The following is an 18,196-nucleotide window of genomic DNA, read 5'->3' as shown; positions in this document are numbered from 1 at the left end:
GCACGAGTGGGCGACCGGCATCGGTCGACCGGCCCCGGCCGACTCCAACCCGCGTGCTCTGCTGCTTGAATCGCCCCGGTTTTCGTAGAGGCTCGGTTAGTTGGATCCGACCTTGGTGAGGATCGGGGTTTCAGGGTATTGCTGGATCTCGGTGGCGGCCCAGTGGCTGGATTCGAACTCCGCGGGGGGTATCAGTCCGATCTCGCCGTGGAGCCTGCGGTGGTTGAACCAGTCGATGTATTCGGCGACGGCGATCTCTACGTCGCCGACGGACTTCCAGCCACCCTGGGGGCGCATGACGGGGTTGCGGATGCACTCGGCCTTGAACAGCGAGTTGAATGCCTCGGCCATCGCGTTGTCGTATGAGTCGCCCTTCGACCCGACGGACGCGACGGCTTCGGCCTCGGCGAGTCGCTCGGTGTAGCGGATGGCTCGATGTTGGGTGAACTCCGCGGTCCGAGTGATGTGTCAGCCCGGCGACGTCCTGTCCGGCCCGCTGGCGTGCCCACAGGCCCATGTCCAGGGCGTCCAAGGCGAGGTCGGTGCGCAGGCTGGTGGACACCTGCCAGCCGACCACCATGCGGGAGAAGACGTCCAGGATGAACGCGGCGTAGACCCAGCCCGAGTGCGTGCGGACGTACGTCAGATCGGCCACCCACAGCTGGTTCGGTGCTGCGGCGACGAACTGCCGCTCGACCAGATCGGCGGGTCGTGGTGTCTCAGCGCCCTCGCTGTGGGTGGTCTTGCGGGTCTTCTCCCGCCTGATCCCGGCCAGTCCTTCGGCCTTCATCAGCCGCTCGACGGTGCAACGGGCCACCTCGACGTGCTTGCGGTTGAGCTCGGCCCAGACCTTCCGGGCGCCGTAGACACCGATGTTGTCGGTGTGGACCTTGCGGATCGCCGGCACTAGCTCGGCGTCCCGAACCGTCCTGGCCGAGGGTGGCCTGCTCTTCGCGGCGAAGTAGGTGCTCGGGGCGATCTGGACGTCTGCATCACGCAGGACCTCACAGATCGGCTCGACCCCGAACCGGTCGCGGTGCTGGTCGATGTAGTCGACCAGCACCGCCGTCGGCACCCTTACTTGATCTTGCGGTCGAGCTCCGCGGCCGCGAAAAAAGCAGCGGAGGTCTTCAGGATCTCGTTGGCTCGACGCAGCTCGCGGACCTCCCGCTCGAGCTCGGCGAGCCGGGTCGCGTCGTCGGTCGTGGTGCCCGGGCGGAGGCCGCCGTCGACCTCGGCCTGACGAACCCAGTTCCGCAACGCCTCGGGGTGAACCCCCAGCTGGTCCGCGACCCGCTTGATCGCACCCCTCGACGACTCCGGGTCACGCCTGGCGTCGATCGCCATCCTCGTCGCACGCTCCTGGAGCTCGACGCTGTACTTCCTCGGTGCTGCCATGACTCTCATCCTTCACTGGATTGAGAGCCTCCATCAGACCCGGGGCGATTCACCTTCACCAGCCGTCGCGTGAAAGGTCAGGCTAACAATGGAATCGCTGCTTACACCGTTAGTCGGACAGACCCGCCGAACGATGTCCACTACGGTTACACCCAGCTGGCAACGGCAGCGTAGAAAAACCCATCAATCCGCTGTCCGAAATCACCGCAGCAGCCCCAGAGGGATACGGCGGCGAGTTCAGGTTCAGGCGTGATCGTGGCGAAGCGTAGTGGGCCTGGTCACCTCGAGTCCGTAGACGCAGGCGTTCGACTTGTTATAACCTGCATTGTTTCCTTCGTTCTTATTCCCTGGGGCATCTGTGGAACTGCGGCAACTCGAGTACTTCCGAGCGGTGGTCGAGGCTGGGTCGTTCCTGGGCGCTTCGAAACAGCTCGCCACAGCCCAGCCCACAGTATGGCGGCAGGTCAAGGCCCTGGAGCGTGAGCTCGGCGTCTCGCTCTTCGAGCGATCCGGCCGGCGGGTGAAGCCAACGAGTTCGGGCATGGTGCTCCTACCGTTGACAGAGCAGATCCTGGGCAACGCTAACAGGTTGAAGTTCGTTGCCTCCGAGCTGAAGCAGGGCCGAACGGGAATCGTCAGTATCGAGTGCGCGCATCCGCATCTGGAGACGTTCCTCGCCCCCCTGCTCGGCGGGTTCCACGCCACTCGGCCCGAGGTAAAGCTCGAGATCCGTGGGCATTCTGGCTTTCCGCCGATCGGCCGAGTGATCGATGGAGAGAGTGACTTCATCACCTCTCTGCCGAACGCCGACCCCCGACTTGCAGGCATCCAGCTCGGCGGCGCGCACATCATCGTGGTCACCCCCGACGATCACCCGTGGCGGCGCCGAGCAACCGTGGACGTGACCGAGTTAGCCGAGACGATGGTCGCACTTGGCCACGCCTCCAGTCTCACCCGAAGCGTCCTCGAGCCAGTGCTGCAGTCGAAGAACATCCACCTCGACGTTGCCTATCAGTCGTCGGACATGCCGTCGCTGATAGCGCTCGCACACGCCGGTCTCGGAGTCGCTGTTGTCGCTGAGAACCACCTGGCTGACACCCTGGAATGCGCGTGGCCGACACTGTGCGACGACGGAACTGCGATGGGTACCCCCGTATGGCTCTGCTGGTCAGCGGAGCGGGCTTTGAGCGCACCTGCCACCGAGTTCGTGATGCACGTGAAGCGAACCCTTGAGCCGCGCCCCGCCAGCACGAAGTGCACCGCGCGTAGCTCGCCCTCATAGATCACCCTCGTAGCCCTTCCACGTAGCTCTCTTTCGAGCAGCCTGGAAGGCTGGCGTTCTCCCGCGCTGCGCGAGCTCGACCGCGCCTGACTTGGGTCAGGCCTCACGCACACCACCGCCACGGGGACTGCGCGTGAAGGTGAGGTGTTTCTTGAGTTCGCGATAGAGATTCGCGGTGAATCGGTGAATCGGTGAATCAAACAACTGTCAGACCCATGGGAAATGGGTCTGCTGCACGGATAGGTGACATCTGGGACTGTCCGAAGAACGGTGTGAGTCACTCGCGGCGGTTGGCTCCGCCACCCCGGCGGATGAAAATGGGGCTGGGATCATCGCTCGTGGTGACGTCGGCCCTCTTTGGTGGCTCATCACAGATGACGGTGTAGCGGCTGAGGTAGGGGCGGTGGCCAGGTAGACGTCGAGGCCTCCCGATGATGGAAGTTCTGACGCTCGCCATCTGGAAGACCTCGACTTGTCTGACGCTACCTTCGCTTGCCCTGATCTGACCAAGTTTTGCCGGCTCGATGAGCTCGGCCTTGAGGTCACCGGCCAACGCCTTGACGCCCATCGTGCTGTCCTCGCCTGCCGGATCCTCGAACCGGATCAGTGGTGTCGTCGTTGCGGCTGCGAGGGCGTGCCGCGCGACACCGTGACCCGAGAACTTGCACACGAGCCGTTGGGCTGGCGGCCGACGACGTTGCTGGTCACGGTCTGTCGCTACCGTTGCACCGGTTGTCGACATGTGTGGCGCCAGGACGCGACCAGAGCGGCCGAGCCGCGAGCGAAGCTGTCGCGTCGTGGGCTGCGGTGGGCGCTGGAAGCCATCGTGCGCCAGCACCTGACGGTGGCCCGGGTTGCCGAGGGTCTCGGGGTCGCGTGGAACACCGCGAATGACGCGGTCCTCGCCGAAGGCACGCGCGTGCTGATCGACGACCCTGCTCGACTCGAGGGCGTCACCGCGATCGGCGTGGACGAGCACGTGTGGAGGCACACCAGGCGTGGCGACAAATACGTCACCGTGATCATCGACCTCACTGGCATCCGTGACGGCACCGGCCCAGCACGGCTGCTCGAAATGGTCGAGGGCCGGTCCAAGCAGGCGTTCAAGACCTGGCTCGCCGGACGTGAGCAGTCTTGGCGCGACGCCGTAGAGGTGGTCGCGATGGACGGGTTCACCGGCTTCAAGACCGCCACTACCGAGGAACTCCCCGACGCGGTCGCGGTGATGGACCCGTTCCACGTCGTGCGGCTGGCCGGCGACGCGCTGGACCGCTGCCGACGTCGGGTCCAACTAGCCATCCACGGAAACCGCGGCCGTAAGGACGACCCCCTCTACCGCGCGCGCCGGACCCTACACACCGGCGCAGGCCTGCTCACCGACAAGCAGAAGGCGCGCCTGGAGACCCTGTTCGCGACCGATGATCACGCTGAAGTCGAGGTGACCTGGTGGATCTATCAGCGGATGGTCGCGGCCTACCGTCAACCTGACCGCGCCAAGGGCCGCGAGCTGATGTGCAAGCTGATCGAGTCGATCAGCCACGGCGTCCCGGCCGCACTGAGCGAGCTCGTCACGCTAGGGCGGACCCTGAAGAAGCGAGCCGACGACGTGCTCGCCTACTTCGACCGGCCCGGCACATCCAACGGCCCGACCGAAGCGATCAACGGCAGGCTCGAACACCTCCGCGGCTCAGCGCTCGGGTTCCGCAACCTCACCAACTACATCGCTAGATCGCTGCTCGAGTCCGGCGGTTTCAGACCTCGGCTACACCCTCAATTGTGAAGAGCCTCTTTGGTGCAAGAGAGCCTGAGTGTAAGTCTGACGTGAGGCCGTGTCGGCACCCCGGACTGTTTGCAGGGCCTGCTCGGCGACCAGCTTCTTGAGCCGGGCGTTCTGCTTCTCCAACTCCTTGAGGCGTTTCGCGTCCTCGGCCTTCATCCCGCCGTACTGATTGCGCCAGCGGTGCCAGGTCTGCTCGGAGACCTCCAGATGCTTGCACACCGCCGCCAGATCGCTGCCCTCGCCGATCAGCCGCTCGCCCTCACGGAGCTTGCGAATCACCTGCTCGGGGTGTGCCTACGCCGCTTCGCCATGATCGTGAATCCTCCTGCCCCCATCATCGGGGATCAAACTCTCACAACCTCTGGACCACTACACGGGGATCAGGTCAAGATCTCGTGACCGTCACCGGGCAGTTCCTGCTGGCCCTTGACAGTTCATCCAGGACTCCGAATCAAGGATCATGAACAGGGTCACCCTTCGGTTACGTCCAGGGCGGTGGACGAACCGAAGGGTGACCCCAGCTCAGGGCGAGGAGGGACTCAACTCGCCGAGACCGACCTACACGTCAGGTCGTACGGAGAACGACACGTGAGGCAGTACGCGGACATCGCCCGACGCCTTCGTCTGGCTTCGGTCTACGAGGCACAGATGCAGGGCCTGGTGCCGGCCGGCCGGGACGATCCGCTGTGGTGGACACTTCGCCGGCCGTTCCGGGGCGTTGGCCTACCACGCCGCCCAGGCCATGTTCGTACGAGCGAACGCGCTGGGCTCGAACTGGTCCATTCATGATCTGCGGCACACAGCGGCGTATCGGATGGCCCGCGACCCGCGGGTGCCCCTCACCGACGCGACGTGCAGTGGGTCCTGGGCCATGCCAGCCTGGCCACCACGCAGCGCTACCTGGGCCCGTTCACCGACGATGTCGTGGCGAAGCCCTCGAATGCTCCCTCCACGCCTACTCGACTGGGGCGCTGCGCACCAGCCCCGTGGTCATCGCCGTGCTGTAGCCAGCCTCCACTACAACGTCCAGGACGGTGGGCCTACCGGCCAGGAGGAGCTCGAGCGCTTGGTTGACTGCGCTTGGGAGGGCGTCGAGTTCAGTGACGGGACCGATTCCTTCCAGGCCCATCGCCCGTGCGAGCGCTGCGAGGTCTGGTGCGGGGTCATCTATGCGCTGCCCTATCCAGCGCAGCGAAGCGTCGCGTCCACGCGCGTGTGCCACTCGTTCCTGGTGCACTTCGTCGTTGAAGTAAGACCTGTTGTTGGCCACAACGGCCAAGAGAGGGATGTCGTAGCGGGCGGCCGTCCAAAGTGCCTGCGCGCCCATCAAGTAGTCTCCGTCGCCAAGCACCGCAATCGGCAAACGATCCTTCCCTCGAAGCGCGAGAGCCGCCCCGACCAGCATGCCCGGCCCGGAACCGATCCCGCCGCCGCCGTCGTAGCCGAGGAAGTCGAGTGGGTGGTTGAAGTCCCAGTCATCGCCATCCCATCCGAGGGGCAGCCGGACGAGGCACACGTCCAACTTTGCGGTTTGGGAGCGCAACACCCGAGCCAGCCCGCCCAAGTTTAATCTTGTGTCGTCGTCGTAAGCTTGGGGGAGGCTGACGAAGTCGTCGGCCTGCCGGGTCGAGTTTGGGCGGATGTGGACAACTTCCAACAATTGTTCGACCGCAATATCCGGAGTCGTGGGAAGAGTGATGGCTACGTCCGGTCGGGCTTGGTGGTCTTTGCTCCATCCGTTGTGCAACTGCGTGTCCTGGGTTGCGGACACGATCGTCCTAGCTGATTTGGTCGGGGCCTGCGCCAGCGTCCCAGCCAGGTCGACCCAGTCGAGTGCCAAGACAGCGTCCGACTGGCTCAGCACACGCTGAGCCTCGCTACCAAGGAAGAAACCGGGTCCTGCCACGTGCGCAGGATGACTAGACGGAAAAGCTGCCCCGACTTTGAGATCCGTGATGACCTTCGCGCCCAACGCTTCAACAAGCCGAACACGGTCATCCCACGCTTTTTCGCCGCGTCCGACCCGCCCCATGAGGACAACTGGCTGCTCGGCGCCCCCGAGGACCTCGGAGGCTCTGTGCAAGGAGTCTTGGGAGGGGATTGGCAGATCGCGGAACTTGCCTGTGCTCACGGTTGGCAAAGAGACTGACGACGTCAGCCGCTGCTCCTGGACGTCGCTGTCGAGAACAACGTAGGTCGGCGCGTGCGGAGGCGTGCGTGTGATATCCCACGCCCGAGCCAGCGACTCCACGGTGGCTTCCAGGGACAGTGGCTGGTCATCCCACTTGATGAAGGACCGTACAAGCGCTGCCTGGTCGGCGGTCGTGTGGATCCAATCGATCCATGGTCGCCGCTTCGCAGCGTCCATTGGCCCTGCCGCTCCGATCACGAGCATCGGGACACGATCCGCCCAAGCATTGAAGAGCGCCATGCTCGCGTGCATCAGGCCCACGTTGCTGTGCAGGGCCACGGCGAGAGGTTCTTCCGTCACCTTTGCGTACCCGTGTGCAAGAGCCACCGCGTGCTCCTCGTGAAGGCACATCAACATAGACGGGTCGCTGTCGCCCAAGTGGTTCACCAGGCTGTCATGAAGCCCTCGGAAGCTGGCACCCGGATTGAGAGCGATGTATGGCAACCCGACCTGACGCAGAAAATCTGCGATGGTGTCGCTGGCCCAGCGGTCGTCCACAACCTCAGCAGGCTCGGCGCCGTGAGATTGCTCATTCATCATAGCGCCACCGTCGTCGTCTTGGTTTGTGTATAAGAAATAAGTTCCTCCACCGATTCCTCGCGGCCAACGCCGGAGGACTTGATTCCGCCAAACGGTAAGCCCCAAAAATGCCTGCTCGGGCAGTTGACGAGGATGTATCCCGCGTCGACCGCGCCCGCCACCCGATGTGCGGTCTTGACGTCATTCGTCCATATGGACGACGTAAGCCCGTACTCCACACCGTTGGCTATCCGCACTGCGTCGTCTTCGTCGCGGAAGGTCATGATCGATAGCACCGGACCGAAGATCTCGTCTTGGCCCACGGAGCTAGTCGGATCAACATCCGAAAGCACTGTGGGGGCGACGTACCAACCTTCACCGTCTACCGTGTCCGGACGACCTCCGCCAGCCACAACCCGTGCGCCACCGGCCTCACCGGACTCAATCGCGCCCAGCGTCTTCAAGTACTGTGCTTCGGAGATCAAAGGCCCCATTTGGGTGCCTTCATCGAGAGGGTGCCCCACGCGAATGCTCTTCACCCGCTGAGCCACATCAGTGGTGACTTTCTCGGCAATGGACTCGTGGAGCAGCAGCCGGCTCGTCGATCCACAACTCTGTCCTGCTGTCCAGGTGAAGTTCATCCCCTGAACAGCAGCTGAGGCGGCGGCCTCGAGATCAGCGTCGGCGAAAACGATTTGAGCGTTCTTTCCCCCAAGTTCTAAGCTGATGTTCTTAACGCCCACATCAGCTGCGTCGCGCTGAATCGCTCGACCCGTCTCGGGAGACCCGATGAAGCCGATACGGTGTACCAACGGGTGGCGCACGAGCGCCCTGCCGGTCACGGCCCCCCGACCACTGACGGTAACGAGTAGGTTGGCTGGCAGCACAGCGGAGGCGAGCTCGGCGAGGCGCAGTGAGGACAACGGTGTTTGATCCGGAGCCTTGAGAATAACGGCGTTTCCGGCGATCAGAGGGGCGGCTATTTTCCCAGCAGCGAAGAAGAATGGATGGTTGAAGGCGCCGATGCGGGCGACCACCCCATACGGCTGTTGCGCGGTGTAGTGGAGATTCTCACTGACCGGGATCGTTCGACCGCCCAAACTCAGGGCCAAGTCGGCAAAGATCTCCATCAACTCCAGACCAGCGTCCACGTCCACGCGCATCATCGCTAGCGGGAAACCACCGTCGACGGCATCAAGGAGGGCAAGCTCTTCCCGGTGGCTCCGAAGAACTACTACCAGCTCCCGTAGCTTTGCCGCGCGGTCGCGGGGGGTCAGGCGTCCCCACTCAACCTGCGCAGCGCTAGCCGCCTGGACGGCTTGGTCAACCTCACTCGGTGAACAGTCCGGCACGGAGGCAAGCCGTCTCCCGGAGCTGGGGTCCTCCACGTCGTACTGGGCTTCGGTCGAGAGGCGCTCTTGGTTTAAGACGATATGCCAGCTTCGATCCGCGATGTTCGGGCCGAGGGGTGTTGCCATTGGCCAACTCCTTATCTGGTGCGCGGAATGCCATGAGTGACGTGTTTCTGACTTCGTGACGCACTTTGGCGATCTATTAGCCAACATCGTCGGGGTCCTGGGTGGGTTGAGGCTGCCGGTCGTGGCGGTGCGCGGCAAGCCTGCGTAGTCGGGCTTGCTCCAGGCCGGCCTGGCGGGCCTTGCGGATGGCTTCACCTCGTCCTTCGTGTGTGGGTTCACGTGGTTGTTCATCGGGCACGAGTCCCAGCTGAGTGAGCCGGACGACTTGCGCTGAGCGCCCCATCACGGAACTCCCGGTCGTATTTCTTCCGCTTCTCAGACATCGCTACCCCTATATTGGGGTTGATGCCTCTACGATCCGGGGGGAACCTCAGATCACCGTGCCGGCACGGGTCGCGACCTCGCACGCCAGATCACCATTCACCTCCCACACGCCTGGCCCTGGCAGACCGCCTGGACGCACTGTTCGACCGGGTCAGCGACCCGCCGCCAGTCCTCACGGCCTGCCCACCCAGCAGCGAGAGCGGCGCGACGAGGAACACCGTGGAACATTCGGACACGAGAGGTCCGGCGGATCGTTGCGCCCCGACATCCTCACCCAGCGACGGCGACGATCAACTCATCCCGATCCTGCCCACAGGGGATCGAGGGTAAGCGGGCCGTCTGGGCGTCTGCGGTATCACTGAGCGCTGTCATTGCTGGTCCAACTGTTCTGGGCCCCGAGGTTAGCCATGCCCGCGGCGTACAGGGCGCCCTGCGCGTCGAAGGGGAGGTGGGCCACGCCGGCCCGCTCGTATGACGGGGTCGCGGCTTCCAGCCGGCTGTAGATCTCCTCCATGTCCGGAGGCAGCTCATGGTCCTGCCACGCGGCGTAGTCCCCGTAGCCGTGGTCGTAGTTCCACTCCGGCACGTAGTAGAGGCGCCCGGACGCCCCCGCGCTGTCCTGGGCTGCGAGGAAGAGCGAGATCGGCAGCAGGTGCTCGGGAATCGCCGGGCGCATGAAGTAGGCGATGCCCTGCTCGTTGAAGGCCCGGGCGGTGGCGTCGAACCACGACGCTCGGGTGTGCCCCGGCATGATCGCGTTAACCGCGACCCCGTCGCCGCGCACCTCCTCGGCGAGGTAGAAGGTCAGCGCCATCACGGCGGCCTTGGTGGCCTGGTAAGGCATCTCGACCGTCCACGGGCGCAGCCCGTGGTAGCCGCCGCCGGCGGCGACGGCCAGGACGCCACTGCTGACGACGTTGACGATGCTGCCCCGCTGCTGGGCCCGCATCGGCTCGATGAACCGGCGGATGGCCTTCAGCGTGCCGAACACGTTGACGCCGAACATCACCTCCCAGTCGCGGTCGGTCGTGTCAAGGGTGTTCCGGTGGCCTGTGGGCGGGAAGAGGGTTTCGGAGACCAGAGACGCGTTGTTCACTAGGACGTCGACGGTCCCGAACCTGTCGATTACAGCGTCTCGGGCGGCGTCGAGGGCGTCGTCGTCGGTGATGTCCATGTCGACGGCCATGCCGCTGCCGTCCGACTCCAGCTGCTTGCGGAAGTCGTCAGCGTCGTCCCACGTGAGGTCCGCTGCAACGACCTTGGCGCCGGCGCGCAACAGTCCCTCGCAGAGGGAACGGCCGATGCCGCGGGCTCCACCGGTGACAACGATGACTCGACCCGCCACCTCGCCCTGCCACTCACCGAGTGCCCGCTCGACCAGCTGACGCTGCCGCGCAGTGGCCACGGTTCCTCCACCAGACTCCGACATCCAATTCTCCTCAAGGTAGGACGACTTTCTGCCTTGCAGTACACATGGGAGCATATGACCCTCATCACGCGCTGTCTACGGTCTATTATGGGGATCGAGCTATCCACTGGGCGGATTCCAGTGGACGTCGCAACACCCGAGGTACTGGGAGGTTGCGATGGGGCGGTCGAGAACGAGTCATCAGGGCGGGGCTCTGACGGAGAAGCAGGACAAGTTCGTGCGGCTGATCGCGCAGGACGTGTCGAACTGAAACGCCCCAGGTTCTCCGCCGCTCCTATACGGGTTGCGGCTCTCGGTTGAGGGCCGCGTAGTGGGCTTGCTCGTACTCCACTGGGGGCATCATCCCAAGAGTGCTGTGCAAGCGCCTGTTGTTGTACCAGTCGACCCAGCCGGCGGTGGCGTACTCGACGTCGCCGATGGTTCGGTAGGGCCCGGTGTGGAAGACCGTGGTGCCGATGCACTCGGTCTTGTCGAGGCCGATCACACACTCCATCAGCGCGTTAAGAGGGAGTCCGCGACCGACCCGATCGAGGGCCGGATGCCCTCGTCGAAGAAAGGCCCGGCGCAGGATCTCGTTGTCCTCCTCCAGCCGGCGGACCTTGGTCTTCAGGTCCTTGATCTCGGCGAGCTCCTCGCTGGTGGCGCCCTGGCGTTGGCCGCCGTCGATCTGGGCCTGGACCGCTAAGCGACGCACCGTCTCCTTGCCCAGTCCCTCGCGACTGGCAACGACCTCAGCGGCCGCAGTCAGCGAGGGATACTCCGGCAAGTGCTCCAGCACCTGCCGCACGCACCGCTCCCTGACCTTCGGATCGATCTTCTTCGGCATGGTTCGCATCCTTCCAACTCAAAAGGATGCGGCATCAAACCTGGGGCGCTTCATTCTCGTCATCAGCTCGGACCTCAACACGATCGAGCATGCAAGACTGAACCGCCCCGGCGTGTCCGGAGACTTTCTAGTTTGAGACTCCAGCGACTGCTGGGGTCTGGTGGTGAGCGTAGTGAGCGGCCTCGGCTTCGGCTGGCGTGAGGTCGTCGCAGTACTCGAAGGGTCGGCGGTGGTTGAACCAGTCGACCCACTCGGCGGTCGCGATCTCGAGGTCGTCGAGGCCCTTCCACGGCCGTCGTGGCTTGATCAGCTCGGTCTTGTAGAGGCCGATCACCGACTCGGCCAACGCGTTGTCGTATGACGAGCCCACCGCTCCGGTCGAGGGCTTGATCCCAGCAGCGTCCAAGTGCTCGGAGTAGGCCACGGACAGGTACTGAACTCCGTGGTCGTGGTGCGCGATCAGGCCGGCCAAATCCTTGCCTTCACGCTGCCGGGTCCAGATCGCCTGCTCGACCGCGTCGACGACGAGCTGGCTGGTCATCGTCGTGGCCACCGACCAGCCCAGGATCCGGCGGGCGTAGGCGTCGATGACGAACGCGGTGTAGCACCAGCCCGACCACGTCGAGACATACGTGAAGTCCGCGACCCACAGGCGATCTGGCGCCAGTGGCGCGAAGTTGCGGCCCACCAGGTCCAGCGGCTTGGGCGCCCTCGGGTCGCTGATCGTGGTCCGCTTGACCTTGCCCCGCACCGCGCCAGCCAGGCCGAGCTCGCCCATCAGCCGCTCCACGGTGCAGCGCGCGATGGGCGGCTCCTCGGCAGCGCGTTCACGGTTCAGGGTGAGCCACACCTTCCGGGCACCGTAGACGCCGTAGTTCGACGCGTGGACCGCGGCGATCCTCGGCTTCAACTCCTCGTCGCGCACTTCGCGGGAGGTCGCCTTGCGGGAGCGGTGTTCGTAGTAGGTCGCGGGGGCGATCTTGGCGCCCAGCTCGGTGAGCTGCTCGCAGATCGACTCGACACCCCATCGCAGACCGTCGCCGTCGCGGACACCGACGTGCTCGTCGATGTAGGGCACGATCAGCGCTGTGGCCGGTCGAGTTCGGCCGCGAAGAAAACCGATGCCGAGCGGAGAATCGCGTTGGCGCGCTTGAGCTCGGCGTTCTCCCGCTTCAGCCGCTTCAACTCAGCCGACTCCTCGGACGTCATCCCGGGCCGCTGGCCGGCATCGACCTCGGCCTGCCGGCACCACTTGCGCACCGTCTCCGGCGTCCCGACCCCGAGCAGCTCCGCGACCTTGCTCATCGCCGCCCACTCCGACTCGTGATCGGCCCGGATCTCTCCGACCATCCGGACCGCCCGCTCGCGCAGCTCGGCCGGGTACCTCTTCGACGTACTCCCTGACATGACTCCATCCTTCCCAAGGAACGGAGTCTCCGGACTTGCCGGGGCGGTTCAAGACTTCGACACCAAGAGGGTGCTCCCTTGACTCTGACTGATCATTGGCGTGGTAACCGTGATCCTGAAGGTCAGGAGCACCCTCTTGCATCAGACCCGCCGCTACCGCGGCATCCGAGCGGTGGATTGTCAATGATCTTGTCAAGCCGTTCGGGGCATCGGTTCTCGCAACGGTGGGGTCAGTTCGAAGGGCCGGTTCTCGCGGAGCAGGGCCCACAGGACGTCGACGCGTCGCCGGGCCAGAGCGATGAGCGCTTGGACGTGCCCGAGGCCCTCTCCGCGCTTCTTGAGGGAGGTAGTCGCGGTTGGGACCTTCGCGCATCATGGCGGCTGAGGCGGAGAGGTAGAACACCCGTCGCAGCTTGCGGGAGTAGCGCATCGGCCGGTGCAGGTTCCCGGTGCGGCGTCCGGAGTTCCGTGGGACGGGCACAAGCCCCGCGGCCGAGGCGAGTCGGCCGGCGTTCGCGTAGCCGGCCAGGTCTCCGGCTGCGGCGATCAGCTCGGCGCCCAGGGTGGGACCCATGCCGGGTAGGGACTCGATGATCTCGGCCTGGGGGTGCGCACGGAAGGTGGTGCTGATCCGGGTGTCGAGCTCGGAGATCCGCGACCCGATCGCCAGGAGCTGGGTAGCGAGGTCGGCCACGATGGTGGCCGCGACGTCCTGCCCGGGCACGACGGTGTGCTGGGCCTTGGCCGCGGCCAGGGCATCTGTTGCGATCTGGTCGGCGCTGGGGACCTTCCGCTTGACCAGCCACGTCCGCAGCCGCGACTGACCGGCACGGCGGATCGCCTGCGGCGTCTGGTAGCCGGTCAGCAGGGTCAATGCGCCGCGGCTATGGGCGTAGTCGAATGACCGCTCCAGCGCAGGGAAGTAGCCGCTGAGCACGTCGCGCAGCCGGTTGACCAGGCGGACCCGGTCACCGACCAGGCCGGTGCGACGGGTCACCAGCAGCCGCAGCTCGGTCACCAACGAGGTGGCGAGCTCCACCTCGGCAAGGTCGCCGCGGTGCCGCAGCGTCTCGGCGATGACATAGCCGTCGCGGGCGTCGGTCTTGGCTTCACCTCGGTAGGCGCTGGCCATCTGGTTCACGGTGCGGCCGGGGACGTATCTGACCCGCTGACCGTGCGCCGCCAACAGAGCAAGCAGGAGCCCCGACATGGTCCCGGTGACATCGACTCCCCAGACCACCTCCCCCGCGCGGGCAAGAACACCGCCGACCGCGTCGAGGATTGCGGCCTCGTCGTTGATCACCTTCGTCGACCAGACCGTGGTATCTGCCTCGTCGATCAAGCAGATCCAGTGGTGGCCCTTGCCGACGTCGATGCCCGCCCACCCGAGCGGGACCTGTTCCTTTATTTACTCCTCCTTCGAGCGCACAAGGCATTGTCGTGGCCCGAAGGAACACCCCGCCGACAGATCCGTAAACGGCGACCAGGACGCGCATCTCAATCAGCAGTGAAGGCGTCCCAGGAGGAGCTGGGCGGCCAATCCATCGGAGCCATCAAGGGCGATCAAGGCTCAGCCACACCCAGCCCCCCCGGGCCACCCAAGAACTTACGGATCCAGGCTGAGGAGGCGTCCAGCGGTGCGGTGCCGGTCCAGGAGGCGAACCGGTTGCGGTCGGCGAACCTGGCCACGTCACCGACGTCGGCAAGGATCCGCGCGGCTACCACAGGATCGATGCCGTGGATGTCCATCAGGTGCGACCGTCGGGCCTGGACCATCGCCTTGAGCTCGGCGATTCATCTTGGTCTCGATCGCAATCAGGCCTTCGCTATCACCTTCGCTGACCGGATGCCGGCCCCGGAGGACCTCTAACTAGCGTCCTTGGTGCTCTACGACGTCACCACCTTGTATTTCGAGATCCACGAGGGTGACGGGTTCCGTGAGCCCGGCTTCTCCAAGGAACGACGCTCGAACCGCAGATCACCGTCGGGTTGTTGACCGATGCGACCGGGTTCCCGCTGATGCTGGAGGCGTTCGAGGGCGACAAGGCCGAGACCAAGACGATGCTGCCGGTCATCACCTCGTTCATCGCTCCCCACCAGTTGGGCGACGTCACGATCGTCGCGGATGCCGGGATGGTCTCCGAGGCCAACAGGGAGGTGATCGAGGACGCCGCCCTGTCCTAGATCATCGGCGCCCGCATCCCCGAAGAGCCTCACCACGTGAAGAAGTGGCGCCGAGACCATCCCGGCGGGCCGATCCCCGACGGGAACATCTTCGCCGCCCCCTGGCCAGCGACCGGGGCGAGGAAGGCGGCCGGGCGCCGAGACAAGGTCAACTACTACCGCTACAAGGCCGACTCCGCCCGGCGGTCGCTCCACGGCATCGACACCCAGATCGCGAAGGCCCAACGCGCGGTCGCCGGCAAGGAGCCAGTAAAGCGGAACCGGTTCGTCCAACTCACCGGCGGCGAGTAGACCATCAACCGCGACCTGGAGGCCAAGACCCGTGCGATCGCGGGGTTGAAGGCCTAAATCACCAACATGGCCGACCCGACACCCGAGTTCGTGATCGGCGCCTACCACCAGCTCTGGCACGTCGAGAAAGTCGTTCCGGATGTCCAAGCACGACCCACGAGCCCGCCCGATCTACCGCCACAGGCGGAGTGGATCCAGGCCCATCTCAACGTCGTGTTCGCCGCCCTCGCGGTCACCCGGCTCGTCGGGGAAAGCACCGGCTGGTCCATCAAGAAGTTCGTGCGCACCGCCCGCCGCTACCGCACGATCGCGCTCCACGTCGGTCAGCACACCATCACCGCCGCGGACCCCCTGCCGGCCGACCTGCGCCCGACGCACTGGCTTAGATCAACTGAAGGTACGCACTAGCCGAGCCGAGCTGAGCCGAGCCGAGCCGAGCCGGGCTGGGCGAGTCGTCCGAAAAAGGTGGCGCTCGTCGTCGCTGTCGAGAGGGTCGCGGAGATTCTGCGCCTCAAGAGATTGAATACACGTTATTCAAATTTGTCGATTGTGGCCTGCGATGGATCGTAGGTAGGTTCTTCTTCTCACCCCAGTTCTCCGCGAGAGTCAGGGCCGTTACTGACTGATTTTCTGGCCGAGGCCGATCGGCAAGCGCCGATTGTCTACAGGGACTAGCCAAAGTAAGGGAAATAGAGATGAATAGGCTCGCGGACAAGGTTGCCGTCATTACAGGTGCAGCATCGGGTCAAGGAAGGGCGGCGGCATTGCTCTTCGCTCGCGAGGGCGCCAACGTCATCATCGCTGATTTCGACGAGGAGGGGGGGCGCCTCGTCGCCCAGACAATCGTCACAGAGGGCGGGAATGCCTCATTTTTTAGGGTTGACGTCACGTCTGAAGATGAGGTCGCAGCACTTATTCAGCACACCGTCGAAGCCCATCATCAGATCGATGTTATGTACAACAATGCTGGCCTTGTCCGAATGGCACCCATCGCTGACCTGCCAACCGAAGACTGGGACTTCACGGTCCTGTTCGAACTTACGCAGGTCTACTACGGTTGCAAGTATGCCCTACGCGAAATGAAACGGCGCGGGTCCGGAGTTATCATCAATACTGCGTCCACCTCTGGAATAGTTGGCATCCCGACACATGGACCGCATGCCGCCACCAAAGCGGGAGTCATTGGACTCACCCGCTCAATCGCCGTCGACTATGGTGCGAACGGAATCCGCTGCAACGCGATCGCGCCGGGATTCGTGCCATTCACCAAGCAAACGGCAGACCTGTCCAATGACCCCTTCATTGAGATGATGCTTGGAGTTCAACCTCTTAAGCGACCTGGAACCCCCGATGACATCGCCGCCGCCGCCCTGTTCCTTGCCTCGGATGAGTCCTCGTGGATAACCGGACAGGTTCTGGCCGTCGATGGCGGCCACACTGCCATGTAGGCAGGCGTGCACGGCGGGTCTGTCCGAAGAACGGTGTTAACAGCGTTTCCATTGTTAGCTAGCTACTTCGACCTGAAAAACGCTTCGCGTGGATGAGCGAGGTTGACCGCCCTGCGGTCTGCTTCGACGCCGATGGGCACAAGCTCCGCCGGCCGTTGCCTGTCACGGGGTCAGGGCGCTGATCTTGACCAGGTTGTGTGCCAGGACCCCGTGGCCGGTCCAGATCCGGGCGCCTTCGGTGGTATCGAGGCGTGCTCGGTCCCATCCGTAGCCGCGTTTGAGGGTGCTGATCCTGCCTTCGATTCCGGTGCGCCACTTGATGTGGTGGCGGAAGGCTCTTCGGTGTTCCTCGGCTTGCCTAGTGACTCCGGTTTTGCCCTTGCGTGGGATCACCACATTGCTGACACCGAGGTCGTGCAAAGCGTCATCGACCCGCTTCTCGCCGTATCCGCGGTCAGCGGTTACGGTCCGAGGCGCTCGGCCGGTCGGATCCTTGATCCGCTCGATGGCGGGCTCGAGCTGGGGCGCCTCGGCGGGATTGCCGGGCTCAACGGTGTAGTCGAGCACCACTCCGTCCTCATTGTCGGCGACCTGGGCCTTGTGGCCGAACTCGACCGGTTTGCCGAGCCGGCCCTTGGCGATCGGCCGGGCGTCTGGATCGTGCAGGCTGACCCGCCGGGTAGCGCCGTCCGGGGTCAGCCCGGATAGCCGCTGCCGGGTCTGTGTCGCGATCTGGCGGGTCGCCGCGAGCAGGTCGGTTAGGTGGTCGACGGCTCGAGCCAGTCGTCCACGTCGGCGTCCTGCCGCCGGGTTGGACTTGCCGTTCGCGCGGTCGGCGTCGGCCTTGGCGCGGGCTCGACGCAGTGCCCGCCTGGCGTTGGTCGCCAGCCGTTCGGCGTCGCGCACCGCGGTCTCGGCAAGGTCGGCGAGCTCTCCGGTGGTCCGGCGGACCGCGGCCAACGCCTCGTCCCGACCGGCGGCGCTGCGGCTACGCAGCTTGGACCCGATCTGGTGAGCGCGCCGTCCAGCGGCCCGGGACCGGTTCCTGACCTTCGTCCGGACCGCGCCACCGGCGGCCTGGATACGCCGGGTGGTCGCCGCGATCCGCCCGATCGCCTTCGCCAACAGACCTGAGTCTGTCGGGTAGGACACGTTTCTGGGCACCACCGTGGTGTCCACCCGCACCCGGTTGGTGCGCAGCAGCTTCGCTTCGGCGGCCTTGGCCAGCAGGGCTTCGTTCAACCCCGCCACCGCGGCAGAGCCGCAGCGGGTGGTCAGCTTCATGAGCGTGGTCGGATGCGGGACCCGTCCCTCGAGTGGGATCCGGCAGAACCGTCGCCAGGTGATCGAGTCCGACACCTCCCGGCACAAGCTCTCATATCCCAGCCGCTAGCGGGACTTGAGGAACATCAGCCGGAGGTAGGTCTCCATCGGCGTCGAAGGGCGACCCAGTCGAGGGTCGAAGAACGGCATGAACGGCTCGAAGGACGCCGGATCATCGAGCAAGTCATCGATCCGGAGAAGTTCCTCGGGCAGCCGCAGCAACTCCGGCGGGAGTACCGACTCGAACAGTGACGGCTGATCGCCTACGGTTACGAACACGATGGCCTCGATCCCTTCTAGCCAAGGGGTTGAGGCC

Annotated in this window: 10 protein-coding genes, 5 pseudogenes and 1 other annotated feature; of the genes and pseudogenes, 4 read left to right on the top strand and 11 right to left on the bottom strand. The window is 64.8% G+C overall.

All coding sequences use genetic code 11. The annotated features are described in order from the left end of the window. Window positions 1–96 precede the first annotated feature (96 nt). Window positions 97–1,398, bottom strand: a pseudogene (locus tag CFI00_RS07100) (IS3 family transposase). Next, window positions 971–1,120 (bottom strand) — a sequence feature (AL1L pseudoknot). It overlaps the preceding pseudogene by 150 nt. A 358-nt stretch (window positions 1,399–1,756) precedes the next feature. Between CFI00_RS07100 and CFI00_RS07095 the strand changes: the two are divergent. Next, window positions 1,757–2,680, top strand: a complete 924-nt coding sequence (locus tag CFI00_RS07095; RefSeq protein ID WP_207084508.1) for a LysR family transcriptional regulator — start codon at window positions 1,757–1,759, stop codon at window positions 2,678–2,680. A 277-nt stretch (window positions 2,681–2,957) separates the two neighbouring features. Here the strand turns inward: CFI00_RS07095 and CFI00_RS07090 are convergent, their stop codons facing one another. Beyond that, a complete protein-coding gene (locus CFI00_RS07090) occupies window positions 2,958–3,248 on the bottom strand; it encodes a hypothetical protein (RefSeq protein WP_207085708.1) in 291 nt (96 codons plus the stop codon). Between CFI00_RS07090 and CFI00_RS07085 the strand changes: the two genes are divergently transcribed. Beyond that, on the top strand, window positions 3,153–4,460 hold the full coding sequence (locus tag CFI00_RS07085) for an ISL3 family transposase (RefSeq protein WP_207084480.1): 1,308 nt from the start codon (window positions 3,153–3,155) through the stop codon (window positions 4,458–4,460). The genes CFI00_RS07090 and CFI00_RS07085 overlap by 96 nt on opposite strands. Window positions 4,461–4,541: 81 nt before the next feature. On the opposite strand, the pseudogene CFI00_RS07080 reads toward CFI00_RS07085, so the two are convergent. From CFI00_RS07080 to CFI00_RS07045, 8 genes and pseudogenes are all read right to left on the bottom strand, one after another. Continuing rightward, window positions 4,542–4,771, bottom strand: a pseudogene (locus CFI00_RS07080) (transposase); the annotation flags it as partial. 644 nt (window positions 4,772–5,415) lie between these two features. Continuing rightward, window positions 5,416–7,191: a thiamine pyrophosphate-binding protein gene (locus tag CFI00_RS07075; protein ID WP_242532724.1), complete on the bottom strand. Its 1,776-nt coding sequence runs from the start codon at window positions 7,189–7,191 to the stop codon at window positions 5,416–5,418. Further along, window positions 7,188–8,648, bottom strand: a complete 1,461-nt coding sequence (locus tag CFI00_RS07070) for an aldehyde dehydrogenase family protein (RefSeq protein WP_207084507.1) — start codon at window positions 8,646–8,648, stop codon at window positions 7,188–7,190. Before CFI00_RS07070 ends, CFI00_RS07075 begins: the two co-directional genes overlap by 4 nt. Before the next feature lie 679 nt (window positions 8,649–9,327). Further along, a complete protein-coding gene (locus tag CFI00_RS07065; protein ID WP_032491529.1) occupies window positions 9,328–10,401 on the bottom strand; it encodes an SDR family oxidoreductase in 1,074 nt (357 codons plus the stop codon). A gap of 274 nt (window positions 10,402–10,675) precedes the next feature. Continuing rightward, entirely contained in the window at window positions 10,676–11,227 is a 552-nt protein-coding gene (locus tag CFI00_RS07060) for an integrase core domain-containing protein (RefSeq protein ID WP_207084506.1), read from the bottom strand. Window positions 11,228–11,354: 127 nt separating this feature from the next. Continuing rightward, window positions 11,355–12,634 (bottom strand): IS3 family transposase gene (locus CFI00_RS07055; RefSeq protein WP_242532723.1). Its coding sequence is split into 2 segments (ribosomal slippage): window positions 11,355–12,346 and window positions 12,346–12,634, totalling 1,281 coding nucleotides; the frame shifts between segments, so codons are not numbered across the junction. Between the two features lie 192 nt (window positions 12,635–12,826). Continuing rightward, window positions 12,827–14,042, bottom strand: a pseudogene (locus tag CFI00_RS07050) (IS110 family transposase). A gap of 155 nt (window positions 14,043–14,197) precedes the next feature. Then, window positions 14,198–14,383, bottom strand: coding sequence for a transposase (locus CFI00_RS07045; RefSeq protein ID WP_207084505.1), 186 nt, complete (start codon window positions 14,381–14,383; stop codon window positions 14,198–14,200). A gap of 124 nt (window positions 14,384–14,507) precedes the next feature. On the opposite strand from CFI00_RS07045, the pseudogene CFI00_RS23515 reads away from it, so the two are divergent. Together CFI00_RS23515 and CFI00_RS07025 are read left to right on the top strand one after the other, a co-directional pair. Then, a pseudogene (locus tag CFI00_RS23515) lies at window positions 14,508–15,517 on the top strand (IS1634 family transposase); the annotation flags it as partial. 287 nt (window positions 15,518–15,804) lie between these two features. After that, complete coding sequence (locus tag CFI00_RS07025) at window positions 15,805–16,557, top strand: SDR family NAD(P)-dependent oxidoreductase (RefSeq protein ID WP_179652689.1); 753 nt, start codon at window positions 15,805–15,807, stop codon at window positions 16,555–16,557. 162 nt (window positions 16,558–16,719) lie between these two features. On the opposite strand, the pseudogene CFI00_RS07020 reads toward CFI00_RS07025, so the two are convergent. Beyond that, window positions 16,720–18,159: pseudogene (locus tag CFI00_RS07020) on the bottom strand (ISNCY family transposase). Window positions 18,160–18,196: the final 37 nt, after the last annotated feature.

This window comes from Nocardioides sp. S5, from assembly GCF_017310035.1.
Taxonomy (GTDB): Bacteria; Actinomycetota; Actinomycetes; order Propionibacteriales; family Nocardioidaceae; genus Nocardioides.
Note: the sequence above shows the minus strand (reverse complement) of the source record. Positions and strands in the feature narration are given on the sequence as shown.